Genomic DNA, 13,633 nt, shown 5'->3' with positions numbered 1-13,633 from the left:
CGGGCGCACGGCGCATCTTGCCGAAAGGGGCAAACAAGGCTAGGCCTCGCCCCATGTTGAAAACCCGTGTCATCCCCTGCCTTGACGTGAAAGACGGCCGTGTCGTCAAGGGCGTCAATTTCGTCAACCTGATCGACGCCGGCGACCCGGTGGAGGCGGCCAAGGCCTATGACGCGGCGGGCGCGGACGAGCTGTGCTTCCTCGACATCGCCGCGACGCTGGAAAACCGCGGCACGATGTATGACGTCGCGCGGCGCACGGCCGAGCAGTGCTTCATGCCGCTGACCATCGGCGGCGGTGTGCGCACCAGCGCTGACGTGCGCAACCTGCTGCTGGCCGGGGCGGACAAGGTCAGCTTCAACTCCGCCGCTGTCGCCGACCCGCAGGTGGTGGCGGATGCCGCGAACAAATTCGGCAGCCAGTGCATCGTGGTGGCGATCGACGCGAAGACCGTCGCCCCCGGCAAGTGGGAAATCTTCACCCACGGCGGCACTCGCTCCACCGGCATCGACGCGCTGGACTTCGCGCGTGAAATGGAATCGCGCGGCGCGGGGGAAATCCTGCTGACCTCGATGGATCGCGACGGCACCAAGCAGGGGTTCAACCTGCCCCTGACCCGCGCCGTGGCGGATGCGCTGCGCATCCCGGTCATCGCTTCGGGCGGGGTCGGCACGCTGGACCATCTGGTCGAGGGCGTGACCGAGGGGCACGCAAGCGCCGTTCTGGCCGCGTCGATCTTCCATTTCGGCACCTACACCATTGGCGAGGCCAAGGCCCACATGGCCGCCGCTGGTATCCCGATGAGGCTGACATGAGCGAGACCCTGACCCGCCTGGCCGCCACCATCGCCGCGCGCCGCGGTGTGGACCCGGCGTCGTCCTACACCGCCAGCCTGCTGGCCAGGGGCACAGGCAAGGCAGCCGAGAAATTCGGCGAGGAAGCGGTGGAAGCCATCGTCGCCGCCGCCAGTGGCGACCGCGACGGCCTGCGGGCCGAGGCGGCGGACGTGCTGTATCACCTGATGGTCCTGCTGACCGCCGCCGGGGTCACCCTGGAAGAGGTCGAAGCCGAGCTAGAAAAGCGCGAGGGCACCTCGGGCCACGCCGAAAAGGCCGCGCGCGGTAAGTAACCCACCCGCCGCAAAGCCCCATGGACAGCGTCCGGACGCTTCGATATAGAGCAGCCTAGGCACCCGTAGCTCAGCTGGATAGAGCGCTGCCCTCCGAAGGCAGAGGTCACAGGTTCGAATCCTGTCGGGTGCGCCATATATATCAACAACTTACGCAAACTATTTCTGAAGCGGCATTCGGCTTGGAAGCAATTCGGAAGCAGATCGCGAAAATTGATGCGACGGTGCCCAGCGCATTTCGGAATCATCAAGCGCTACAGACAAATCGTCTTGCAGCGCGGAGCCGCTTCTGGCCAAAACCCGACATCAGAGCCAGCGGCTGCGGACGGCCGCCCACAGCCCAAAGCAGGAGTTAGGGCTTGCCTCAAAGGAGGCAAGCGGCCCCTCCCGGACGCGAAGCGTGCTGAGCCGCTGCGCCGCAGCAGCCAAAGGGGGGAGCTGCCGTTGGTGGCTATTCGTTCCCTTTCGAAATTTGCAACGTGCCATGCTCGATGTCTTAAGTTTCGCATAGTGCATGGACAATCGCCCATCGGCCTGCTTCTTTGAAGCGCATAACTTAGGTACAAATTTGAAGAGCACGATATGATTTACCCTACGTGGATTCTGGAGCGTTCGTTTGGCGGTCTCGGCGTAGCGGTATCTCCGCTGAATGGTGCGCTGCAGAGCCGGTGGCCTGATGGTCGATCGTCGCCGATGTCAGCTGAAGCCTGCCAGGCAATGATGATTGCCTGTTCGGCCGCGGACAACTTGGGTCCCGCGCACATGGTCTTCCTGGTGGGAGGCGCTGGTAACGGGAAATCCAAGCTCGCGGCAGATGTTGTTGCCTGCGTGAACGGCACGGCGCGGGATGAGCCAAGTGCTTTTGCCCAACGTTGCTACGCATTCGACCTGCCGAATGGACGTGGCCTGAGGGTCGTGAACGACGCGACGATCCCTCCAGCTGACAAGCAAGAATTCGCGCTGCAGCGCGACATCGTAGATGCACTTGAGGCAGGCGATCATTTCCTTGGTTGCATAAACAGGGGCGTCCTGATCGGCGAAAGACAGGAACCGGATTCTCTCGAAAATGATAACAACAGGGTTGCCTCTGCCATCATATCTTGGCTCCTCGAGGGAGAATTACCTGCACTTCCCACTGGGAACGCCGAGATAAAAACAGCGGGTGAAAGCGAAGATGCGTCGGAAAACTATGGCTTCGCCAGAATAAGGATAGCAGGGAATCTGGTTGCTGTTGTGCATCTCGTCTACATGGATAACGCATCGCTCCTAGAGGAGTGGCCGGAGAGCGAGCCTGCCACGAGAACGGATGCAGCACTTCCGAGTTGTCAGCCCAAGGTCACACCGCTTCTAGACAGGGAGCGCGGCGAGGTAGAATCTGCCTTCGAAGGCTGTCTATCAAAACTCGCATCGGGGTACTTGAACGACCTGCCTGCCGAGAACCTTGACCCGGTTCGTTCAAACACGCTTTCACTTTCCAATACCTCGGTCGCAAGGGGATGGTGCTCCGTCATGCGCGGAGCAGAGATCCTCTCTGGTACGCATTTTTCCTACCGCGAGCTTTGGGCGCTTGCCTCTCATTCCATTATCGGGCCGCTGGCGAGCGAAGCGCTCGGCGAGCTCCAAAAGCATGTTCAACTACAGCAGGATCGAGTTCGGAACGGGAATCCCCAGGAGCAAGTGCGCTCTGCAATCGCACTTGGTAACCTGCGCGCACACATGCTCCTGTTCGACGCGGGCCGACGGAAACAAGGCGATGAAGCAGGTGATTTCGGCTGGCCCGAGACCTCGAGCGACGCCCTGAAGGCCATCCAATTCGCCGATCCGTTAAAGCATTTTGGGCCCCGGGAGAGCGTGGAGACATCGTTTCTCGACGAGGCTATCAATGGCCTGAAGGATGGACACTTGCCGGGCGCAAGCCTTGCCGAAACGGACAAGTTAGTTCGATACTACTGGACGCCGCTCGATGCCAGAATCGAGGAAATCGTCTCGCATGCGGTGAATGCGACGGGTGAAAACAGCCTAACCCTCAAGGATCGCAGCCGGGTACTTTCCTGGTACGGGCGGTACTTGTATCGGCTCAAGGCGCTCGCTTCAGGGTGGCCAGCGCACGTGTCTATCGTTTCTGAATGGCAAAACACTTGGATCGACGCGCATCTCGGACGCAGGATGAACCCTGACCTTGAAGATGCAGTTCTCGATATCTTGGCCCCACTTGGGGACGACGGCCGGACGACGTATTTTACGTTTCTTCAGCCTCGCGTCTCGGCAGGGGATAACAGCGCGAACAAGGTGCGCATCGAGATCCCACGACAAGATGTCTTGGTCGGCATGACGACATCAGGTGATAGGCTAGACTTGGCCATCTCGTTGCGATCACAGTCGGGGGGCACCCCGTCCGCTTTCACGACGCTGGATTTTCACCTCCTGAGGGAGGCAATGGCCCGGCAAGGCGGGCACGGCTTTACCGATAGCTTGCTCGTAATCGAACCGCGCATTGAGCGCCTGCGGGCGGCAATGGTGGCAACACAAATTCGGTCGGCTGGGTCCCGAAGTCGGTATGGATTCAGTGATCGCCGTGGCTTGGTTAAGGGTTAGGTTTAGAACTTATGGCAAAAGACGTTTCGTTCTTGGGGCTGAACCGCCCAGAGTACCCTCCGCTTCGAGAATTGTTCATGTCGGAGCTTGCATGGTCAATTTACCGGGCCTCCGGTGAGCGCAGCGAACGACGGCCCGGTTTCGCAGGGTATGCTTACCGAGAACTCAGCAGCAAGAAGGTAAAGGATTTCGAGTTTACTCTCCCCGTTGAAAGCTCGGACAAACATGACCAGCTGCGATCATTTATCCTGGGGATCCGGGAGGCGCGGAGCGACGAGGACGCGAAACGGATCGTCGATATCTTGCTCTTCGAGTTGGAAGCACCCTATTCCAACAAGGCACTGCGAACCGCGGCTACGCCGCTTGGTCTCCAGACTGCACTGTTGCAGGACCTGCGGGGTATTACCGGCAAGAATAATCCCGCGAACTTGGCACTGATCCTCGAACAGATGTACGCGCTTGGCGGAGGGAAGGCGTCGATGGCCAGTCAATGGGCCAGTGCCATGACCGAGGCCCAGGGCGGCGGGATGCCTGGTTGGATCGACGAGTTCTACGCCCAAGTCTTGCCGAGCAACCTGGCGGACGTCGTTCTAAGCATCGGCTCACTTGGGCCGAGCCACCGCGTAGAAGACCTGAGAACGCCGACCTGGCTGAGTAACCTCGAGGGCAACCCGTTCAAGTGGTTGGCGACCTCGTGGGATCGGCTTTGCGACAGCGGCTGGATCGACAGCATGCCGCGTCGTCGCTGGACCGATTGGGCGGCGTGCGTCGCGCGGACTGGCCTTGCATGTGGGTACATGTTCGAGATGCACTTGTACCGTCGGCTTGGCGCGGCGCTCATCTCGGACGAAGACCCCGATGACGTGGTGCGGCAACTCTTGAACGACGGTAAGCGCCTCTTCAGCTGGGACGACCAGGTACCAAGAAGCGCTGCTGATGTCGGACCAGTTGTCACCCAGCTCGCCAGTGCGGGCAGCGCCTGCATGAAACTCATCCACGATCTCGTATCGGACGAGGGCCTCGATTTTCCAGCCATGTGTGAGTTCGACGATGATCCGAATGGCCTAGTGGCTTGGCTCGCCGCTGCGCGGGCTGCCCGCGGGGGTGTTCCCGACTTGCAGGGGAAAGTCGCGCGTGCGTTGGCTGCCAAGAAGGCCGGCCCAGCGAACAATACCTGGGAAATGATCCGGTATTCGCTTCTGTCGCGGGCCAGCGATGGTGAGCAAGACCTGTACGGCGTGCTTCGCTCTGCAGGCCGATACACCTGGGTAGAGCCGGGACAAGAGTGGCTCGTGACGGTCAGTAGCTTGCAGGCTGAGCGTCCGGGCCAGCTTTCACGCCTAACGGACCTAGGTGCGTCGCTTTCTGCCCTCGGGATCGATGCATCGCAGCGGACCATCGTTTCGCGACTAGAGTCATACGGGCTCGCCAGGAGCAGCCATGACGCCGATGATGCCCTCGAGATTATGCCAGGATTTTAATTCATGACGACCAAACTACTTGCGAGGGCCGTTGCAGCCGTATGCTCGAAAAACAAGGGACTTGCGAAGATCATCTTGCCGCGATCCCTTCCGGTCAGTTTCAAGACCGAGCTTTCAGGCCAGTTTTCGAATCTAGGGGGGAAAGCTGTCCGCGTGGGCTCGGCCAGCGGTGAAGTCTCTCTGGGCGAGGCGATTTCCTATCGCACACCAGAAGGCTCCGACGTTACCGCGAGTGTGCTACTCATCGCCACCGAGGGGGAAGTCAGGGAACTGAAATCTCTGGAAACCTTCCGGGACGTACTTGTCGGCGGCTTGCCCGGCGGGGTCATGCCGGGCGAAGAAGCTATCGTTCGCGCCCCTGCCTTGGCGGAAGAAGTCGCAAACCTGTTGTCGGATGCTAACGAGGCTCGTGCGCTGGACAAAGACAAGCTTGCCGAGGCCCTCGGATGGATATTTTCGTTTTTGGCGCAGTCTTACGAGAAAGCTGGTAACGGCGAAAAACGCTGGACCGAGGCGTACTGGCTGCACCTAGACATGCTTGCCGACCGACTAGGCATAGCATGCTGGACCTTTTCCAAGGATATCCCCAACCGCGAGCGCAGGATCGCGTTCGCCTGCGCTGGCCTTCCCAGTCCAAGCGGCTCCCCGGGTTTCGGCCCAAGCAGGAAGCCGGAGACCTACGCCAAGATCATCGACCAGGGCTGGTCAGAGCCTGAAGATATCGAGCTTTCGCTGTTGGAAGTCCAAGAACAAGACGGGATCGAAGGAGGCCACCCTTTGGCCGAGATCGAGTGGGGGACGTTCATAACCACCCGCACAACCCTGGGGCACCCCATCCTCGCCTTGGCTTTCCATGGGCAGAATAATGACCCAGCGCTTTGGTTGCATGCCTGGGCAAGCACCTCGGAGCAGGCATTTTTCGATAAGACCGGGAAGGACGAGATTACCTACGAGCTCTTCAGCCTTTCCGGCGATGCTGAGCTGCCTGTACCTGCCGTTCAATGGCGCGGGGTCGATCACGTATTGCCCCCCGCCCCCGGGGTACGTCTGGCGGACGGCCTCGTGGCGATTGGGGCCTTTAAGCTTGTCCTGGATGTACATGCAGGCGCCGAGGGCGAGGACGTTGCCGTAGACCTTGATTGCAAGCCTGCATCTGCGTGCAAGGCCACCGTGATTTCGAGCAAGTCGCTAGGCGGCAAGCTCGAAATACAGTTCGATCTTGGGCGCAAGATCGCCAGGAGGGGGGGGAAGTGGCGGGAACGTCCATTCACGCTCAACGTGGTCCCCGCTCGCATTCACCTAGACACGCAGTTCCGCGAGAGTATCTCGCTCAAGCTTTGCACTCCTAACCCAACCATAACGACGGTTCTAGCAATCGAGCAGGCGGCAAATGGCGGCGAGTACACTCCGAGTTTCCCAAGTGACTTGTTCCTCGAAGTCGCAGAAGGGGGCGTCCTCGTCGAGTCTCCCGAAGCGGACGTGATCCGAGACTTGACGCTTTCCGATAACGGTCGGCCCGCAGAACTCGTCGTGGTCGGACAAACGGCGGCTCCAACGTGGTCCAACGGTGCGGCACTTCCGGCGACCGGCGTCGAGGCATGCGACTGGTTGCGGACCTACGAGATTGCAAACGTCCCGGATGATGCCATTGCCGAAGTCGCAGGCATCCAGGTCTCGGTGACGATTCCGCTATCCGAGAAGGGGCAAGTCAACCCTTTCCAGGCTGCGTATTCAGGTGAGCCCGTCGTACCGCCGGATGACGCCCTCTCTGACGAAATGGCGCTCGATCCCCGCTTCGTGTTGGAAGAGTGGCTGCGTGACAATGTCATCCTTGATGGCCAGGATGGCAACGCCAGGGCTTGCCTTGGCAGTTGTCTCGTCGAGGTCGGAGCATCAAGGGTCCGCCCGTCCCTGGAGTGGGACCCCGACCTCGGGGCATTTACCAACGCCCACGAAGCTCGGGCACTAGAGTATCCCGCCGAAGTTTCGCAATCGGCCGCGGCTGACGGGTTTTGGCGGGCATTCCTTGACCTTCGCTTGAAAGATGCCGCTTCCGGCCCGCAATCGGTCGCCGCTCTGCCCAGCATGCTCGACCTGAGAAAGCTGGAGCAGGGGCGCGTCGAGACCTACTTGGCAGCTTTCGAGAACTTGCTGGCGGTCGCCGATAGTACATCCCGGCAGGCGTGGGCTGCGTACCCGTTCTCGGCACTACTCTTTGATACTTCCCGTGGGCACCCCCGGGGTGTCTTGCTCTCGCCTCTACACCCGGTACGCCTGGCGTGGGCCTGGAGCGCCCAGCAAGCAGGCCACCAGCTTCAATCCCACCCGGTGTTTAAGAAAGCATCCCGAACCTTCCTGCGCTTCGTGGACGGTGAAATGTTCCCCGAGGTGGGACCGTCTACCAATGGAGCTGGAAGTTGGATCTCGACCGGGCTGTCTGCTGGACCGCGGGAAATTTTCGCAGGCTGGAGCTTGCTGTCGGGTATTCCGTTCGAAACCGGGGCTCCAAGCAACAGCATCGAGCTTTTCGACGCGGACTTGCCTTTCGGAACGCCGTCCGGGCTCGACCAGGGCGGTGTTTCCTCTGCGCTTCGTGACTACCTTAGGATCTACCCAGCGTCGCAACAGCTCCGTATCGGCTTGGCTGCCCCAAGCGGAGGAAAAAGGTTCGCCGAGACAGATGATGCTATCATCGCGGCGGCCGCCAACTTGCTTTCGCAGAGAGACGATGCGCTTCCTGGGGGGGTTCGCATCGTCGATGCGGGGACAAGGGGGGGTAAGCCTCCCAGTGCAGCCCATGTTCTAACGCGCTTGCAAGCAGGTTCGGAAAACCTGCGTGGAGAAGCTCTCCCCTCGTTCGAGTGGACGACAGCTAAGTCCGGGGGCGCACCCCATGCAGTGGACCTTCAGTTCATCGAGGATAGTGTCGTAACGCTCCGCACGGATGCCGTGGACCAGCCGACTAGCGCTGTTGGAACGGCTGGGCCAGCCTTGCCTGTCAATCGTTTCCGCTCCTGGCAACTGAGCCAAGCCGTCAATAGCGTCTCGACCTTCGCGGTGGGTCTTGCCGATACATCCTTTATTGGATTGAAGAACTTCGACACGGCCCTAACGCGTTTCGAAAGCCTGCAACTGGGCCGCCGCACGGTGAACGTCGAGGCAAGAATGCAGCTAGCAGCACAGTTGCTGGGTACGCACGCCAACTGGACAATCTCTGGAAATCGCAACCTAAGCCCAGCTGTCCTTTCCACGCAGCTAAGCAACGTCCGTGGAAATGTCGCCCTCTGGGAATGGCGCCCTGCTTTCCTTGCTAGACAAACGCAGAAGAGCGCAATTTCCGCGATCTCTTCGACGCACCCTTACACCGTATTGGCCAAGCCATCAGAAGTGCTGAAGTCCGAGATCAAGAAGGTTCTCGGGGATTGCGGCATGGCTGACGCAGATGAAGATGTACGGAAGGTCATCGCTAACCTTGGCGTACGCGGGGTTGGCCTTTCGTCTCTCTTGACGATGGGACACACGCAAAGCCTTGGCGCGCTTGGCTTTGACTTGGCATTCCAAGGGCTGGCAACGTGGGAGGAAGCCGTGTCTGATCGCGAAGTGCGATGCATCGTGCCGATGGACTCCGTCTACCCGCTCATTGACCTCCTCGGCGAAGGTGCCCGGACTCCGGATGATCAACGCCGCGCAGATCTACTGTTGCTCAGCTTGAGAATGGACGAAGAAGGTGGTTGCCACCTCCGCCTGCACCCAGTTGAGATTAAGATGCGCTCCAAGAGTGGGAAGACGTTCCCACCCCGCGAGAAACTAAGCGACCCGTTCGAGCAACTCGACAGTACTTTCAAGGTGCTAGAACAAGGCGCGAAGAACATTTCCGACGCCCAGGTTGTCGTCGCGGTGAAGGCGGCGCTGGCAAGCCTGGTCGAGGCAGCCTTCTCGTTGCGCCCAGCGAGCGCGCCGAGTGACCCGGCGCTCGAGGCGCGCCTGCTGGCGGGACTGGCAACCTCGGACGTCGCGGTGCACGCGGAACGTGGCACCCTGCTCTGGCTCCAAGTCGGGGGCGAAAGCGATGATGGTTTGCCGTACCAAGGCTTCCTTCCCGAAGGACGAGAGCCCGGGGGGGTTCTCGTCGAACCGGCCGCGTTCAGCAGTTCGATTGCAGGGCAGGTAAAGGATGCGATCACGGCAATCGTTGACTCGGCAGACGCGACGGCAGTGTCGGCACGTGCAAGCTGCGAAACCGCCGCTCCGCCCGAGCCTAGCAGCGAAGCCCAGGTCGATCTCGAACCTGCGAACCGAGCCCAAGGTGCCATTAGGCCCGCCCCCGAAGCAACGTCGGGCACCGGTTCGCAAAGCCCGAAAGATGAACCTAACGCCGTGAAGTCTCCCGTGGAGGAAAGCCAGTCTGGCAGCATGTCACAGGCGCGGTCCGGGGGTGGTCAGCCCTTCTCGCATGAACAAGACGAAGGCGTGGAGGTCCTGGTGGGCCACCAAGCTCAGGGAAGCCGAATGAGCCTGGTTCAGCTTAAGCTTAGCGAAACAGCCCTGAGCCAGCTGAATATCGGCGTAGTGGGGGACCTTGGGACTGGCAAAACCCAGTTCCTTAAGTCCTTGGTCTACCAAGTGGCCAACGCGGCGAAATCTAACCGTGGCGTGGCGCCGAAGGTCTTCGTGTTCGATTACAAGCGTGACTACTCCGAGGGAGACTACCCGTCGGCACTGGGCGCGCAGGTTCTCGATCCCGCGAAAGCGCCTCTTCCGATCAACTTCTTCGCGATTGACGTGGAGCGTCTCGACACCGGTTTGCAAATGGAGCGCGTGCGCCGAGCGAATTTCTTCTGTGACCTGCTGAGGCGCATTTCGCGCATTGGCGTCGTGCAAAGGAATGACCTCTACGACAGCGTAATGAAGGCTTACGACGCCGCTCCCGAGGGCGAGTACCCGACAATCGACGTCGTGTTCGAGCAATACAAGGAGCTGGGGAAGAACGATAGCGTGGTATCGGTGTTGCGCATGCTGACCGACCTGAGGATCTTTGAAAGCGATCCCACGAAGACACTGTCGTTCGTCGAGATATTCGATCGAAACACGGTTCTGAGCTTGTCTGGCATCTCGGGCGCTGGGCAGGACATCGTCGACATCGTCGCAACGATGTTCCTGGATAACCTCTACACCGACTACATGAAGACGCGCGTGAAAGCCCCGTTCCTCGCAGGAGCAGACGGTAAGAGCCGGCGGCAGATCGACTCGTTTGTCCTGATAGACGAGGCGCACCACGCGATGGGCCGTGACTTCGAGGTGTTGATGAAACTCATGCTCGAAGGGCGAGAGTTTGGCATGGGCGTGATCCTGTCATCGCAGTACCTATCTCATTTCGAGACCAGCGGGCACAACTGGGCAGAGGCCCTGTCGACCTGGGTGGTCCACAACGTGCGCAATGCCACGAAACAACAATTCGAACGGATCGGTTTCCGCTCTAACGTGGCCGGCATGGTCGAGAAGGTCACGCAGCTGGAAACCCATTGGGCATTCTATCGCTGCATGCACGGTTACAATGAGGGGATCTTGATGAAGGGGCAGCCCTTCTTCTCCCTGCAAAGGTAGGCCGCGTTCCGGCTCACTCTGCGGCGACTGCCCCCTTGGCTGCTTTCTTCGTGGCCCGAGGAGCATTTCCGCGTGGGAGTTGCTCGCGTTTCTGCTCCGCGTAGGCGTCAAGGATTCCCTTCAAGTGATCGCCTAGGGCTTTTGCAAGCAGCGGCGGCACCGCGTTTCCAACCTGCGTGTATTGCGGCACCTCGACCTTGCGGCGATGGGCGCCCGTCGTCTCCTTCGAGCGGAACTGGAAGTTGTCAGGGAAGGACTGGAAGCGCGCAAGCTCGCGTACCGTGGGGACACGGTGTTCCCTCGGGTGGATAAAGTCGTCCGGCAAGCTGACAACCGTCGGTGCGGGGTTGTCCAGCTTGAGGGCGCGCTGGCTGTGCTTCTTGGTCTTGTGGCCACGAACGAAGTCTATGAAGATCTCGAGGCTCTCAAGGGCAGGGTGTTCCGCCACCAGGTTTCCATTGGCGTTAAGACCCTTGAACGCGCTCGCGATCACTTCCCGCTTCTGGACCTCCGTGAGATCCTCTCGCGTCGGCACGGCAAGCACGTGCTTATCGATACCGAGCCTGGAAGCCACCTGGTAGAAGGCGAAACGCCGCTGCACCAACTTGCTATGCTTGCGAAACTTGTGGTTGGCGCTCGGGTCTAAGTTCTGACTCTTGGTCCATTGCGCCAGCTCCTGGAGCGCCGCCGCGTACTCGGCGTTCGCCGCGTAAGGTTGATCATCGCCGCGGTGTTCTGCCAGCGCATCCCCGACAACCCTTTCGGCTTGTCCGCCCGCGTTTAGCCCTTCAGAACCGGCCGGGAAATGCGTTCGCCTGGGCGCGAGCGCGGGCCTGTGCGTCGAGGGGAAGCCGTCCGAAGCCGAGTTCCAGAACTCCTCGGTGTGGATGCCGAGGCTCCTTGCGATTTCCTCTTGCACGCCAACGACGAACAGGCGCGGCCTGTTTTGAGGGACGCCAAAGTGGCGCGCGTTAAGCAGCAGCGGCTGTACGGCGTAGCCAGGGCCGGTCTTCGCCAGCGCCTTGCAGAGTTCTTCGAAAGGGGACGCGACGTTGTGCTTGTTGAAGTGACTGCGCATCCCGGACACGTTCTCGATGATCACCGCCTTGGGCCGGGTGATTTCGACGAATTCCAGAAACTGGTTCGGCAGCTTGTTCCGCTCGTCGTTCGGGTTCCGTCGGCCGGCCATGGAGAAGCCTTGGCAGGGCGGTCCGCCTGCCACGAGGTCAATGCCTTGTTCGCCGCAGAGGGGGGCAATCAACTCTTTTCGTGCTATGAGCTTGCCAAGCTCATTGACCACGAGGCCCGACCTCACCTGCAAAGAGAGGTCCGACTTCGTAAAGCTGGCGTACCTTTCCTGCCAGGCCGCCGCCGCGGCGCTATCCGCGGGACAGGCTTCGATGAAGTTGTGAAAGTACGTCTCCGCCGCCATGTCGGACTTCTCGACCGAGAGCTTAACATCGTAGCCTGCCGACCGAAGGCCAAGGGAGAGCCCCCCACAGCCACAGAATAAGTCTACGCAGGTATAAGCGGTCATGGGTCGTCCCGGTGTTGGCTAGGTCGCCCTAGGTTGCTCAAGGCGGTATCCTGGTCTAGTCGACCACGCCAGGCCCGTCAACGACAAGGGGTGGCGCCGCCAAAAAGTTGACGGAACCTGCGCAAGGTCGAAACTGGTGCTTGATATCCGAGCAAAGGCGCCCAGGGCGAGACTTTCAAGGGAATTGAGGCATGTGATGTTAGGGAGACAGCTCTCGAAAAGTGAAAAGGTGCGCCTCTCCCGCGCGCGAGGACGTTTGCTTTCTTGGTTCGAGGTGCATGGTCGTATCCTCCCATGGCGAGGTGAGGCAGCATCGACTTACCACAAGATCTGCGTTGAAGTCCTCCTACAGAGAACCCGGGCCGAAACGGTCGCAGGTATCTACCACCCGTTCTTCGAGCGTTTTCCCAGCTGGGCAGCGATTGCAGCAACGCCGCGCTCCGACCTCGAGCGATACTTGAAGCCAGTTGGCTTGTGGCAAAGGCGGGCCATTTCCCTACAGGGCCTGGCAGCCTACGCGGCGGCCCGCAACGGCATTTTTCCGTCGGCGGCATCTGAACATGCCAAAATCCCGGGCGTGGGCCAATACGTCTCCAACGCGATACTCCTTTTCCAGCATGGGCAAAGGAAACCACTGCTGGATGTCAACATGGCCCGCTTCTTGGAGCGGTACGAGCGCCCACGCGTGCTGGCCGACATTCGCTACGATCCGTGGCTTCAAGACGCAGCCGCTTGGTTGGCTAGGAGTTCGTCGCCGAAAGAGTTGAACTGGGCTGTGCTGGATCACGCTGCTTTAGTCTGCAAGCCAAGAAAGCCATACTGCGAAAAGTGCCCATTGAGATCATCTTGCAACTGGGCAAGGGGACGTCCCATGGACCTGTAAAGGCGCTCCCTGCCCCCTATTCATGCTAGGCGTGGCACCTCAGTTTTATCCGGGGCACGCGCACCTTTAATGCTCGTTCACCGTCCTGGATTGACGCAGCGCTTGCTCTGAATTCCTGCGCCGCAAGAGTTCGTTATAAGATAAAGCAAGCTTGCAATAAGCTATGCACTCCCTTGGTACTTGCCACAAGGAACCTATTTAATATTCTTTATGCGCCGAAAAACCGTCGTGACTGGTCGTCCAGTGCATGCTGGCGCCCGCGTTGCAGACGTTGATGTTGCCCGTGCCGAGGTTTGAGCTACTCCCCATCCGTTGGACAGGATCTGGCGTAAATTAAGCTACTCGTTGCACCTGCTGATCGGGTTGGTTGATATCATTTCTCTGCCAATAGACCACGGCTGGCG

The 13,633-nt window shown here is 60.0% G+C and carries 7 protein-coding genes and 1 tRNA gene; 7 read left to right on the top strand and 1 reads right to left on the bottom strand.

All coding sequences use genetic code 11. The annotated features are described in order from the left end of the window. The first annotated feature begins 53 nt into the window (after window positions 1-53). The 6 genes from hisF to DJ029_RS18605 all read left to right on the top strand — a co-directional run bounded on the left by hisF (window position 54) and on the right by DJ029_RS18605 (window position 10,809). On the top strand, window positions 54-815 hold the full coding sequence (gene hisF, locus DJ029_RS18635) for an imidazole glycerol phosphate synthase subunit HisF (RefSeq protein ID WP_112324005.1): 762 nt from the start codon (window positions 54-56) through the stop codon (window positions 813-815). After that, the gene (locus DJ029_RS18630) at window positions 812-1,129 is read left to right on the top strand and encodes a phosphoribosyl-ATP diphosphatase (protein WP_112324004.1); all 318 of its coding nucleotides are present in this window, start codon (window positions 812-814) and stop codon (window positions 1,127-1,129) included. The genes hisF and DJ029_RS18630 overlap by 4 nt, the downstream gene beginning before the upstream one ends. A 59-nt stretch (window positions 1,130-1,188) precedes the next feature. Continuing rightward, window positions 1,189-1,265, top strand: a tRNA-Arg gene (locus DJ029_RS18625). Window positions 1,266-1,711: 446 nt separating this feature from the next. Next, window positions 1,712-3,724, top strand: coding sequence for a hypothetical protein (locus DJ029_RS21820; protein ID WP_157966445.1), 2,013 nt, complete (start codon window positions 1,712-1,714; stop codon window positions 3,722-3,724). 11 nt (window positions 3,725-3,735) lie between these two features. After that, window positions 3,736-5,205, top strand: a complete 1,470-nt coding sequence (locus tag DJ029_RS18610; protein WP_112324001.1) for a hypothetical protein — start codon at window positions 3,736-3,738, stop codon at window positions 5,203-5,205. Window positions 5,206-5,208: 3 nt separating this feature from the next. After that, window positions 5,209-10,809: an ATP-binding protein gene (locus DJ029_RS18605; RefSeq protein WP_112324000.1), complete on the top strand. Its 5,601-nt coding sequence runs from the start codon at window positions 5,209-5,211 to the stop codon at window positions 10,807-10,809. Window positions 10,810-10,822: 13 nt separating this feature from the next. Here DJ029_RS18605 and DJ029_RS18600 read toward each other — a convergent pair whose 3' ends face one another. Next, window positions 10,823-12,346, bottom strand: a complete 1,524-nt coding sequence (locus tag DJ029_RS18600; protein ID WP_112323999.1) for a DNA cytosine methyltransferase — start codon at window positions 12,344-12,346, stop codon at window positions 10,823-10,825. A gap of 196 nt (window positions 12,347-12,542) precedes the next feature. Between DJ029_RS18600 and DJ029_RS18595 the strand changes: the two genes are divergently transcribed. Beyond that, complete coding sequence (locus DJ029_RS18595; protein ID WP_112323998.1) at window positions 12,543-13,229, top strand: HhH-GPD family protein; 687 nt, start codon at window positions 12,543-12,545, stop codon at window positions 13,227-13,229. The last annotated feature ends 404 nt before the right edge of the window (window positions 13,230-13,633 follow it).

This window comes from Oceanibium sediminis (assembly GCF_003265325.1).
Classification (GTDB): domain Bacteria; phylum Pseudomonadota; class Alphaproteobacteria; order Rhodobacterales; family Rhodobacteraceae; genus Halovulum; species Halovulum sediminis.
The sequence above is the reverse complement of the archived record's forward strand: the minus strand, read 5'-3'. Positions and strand labels throughout refer to the sequence as shown.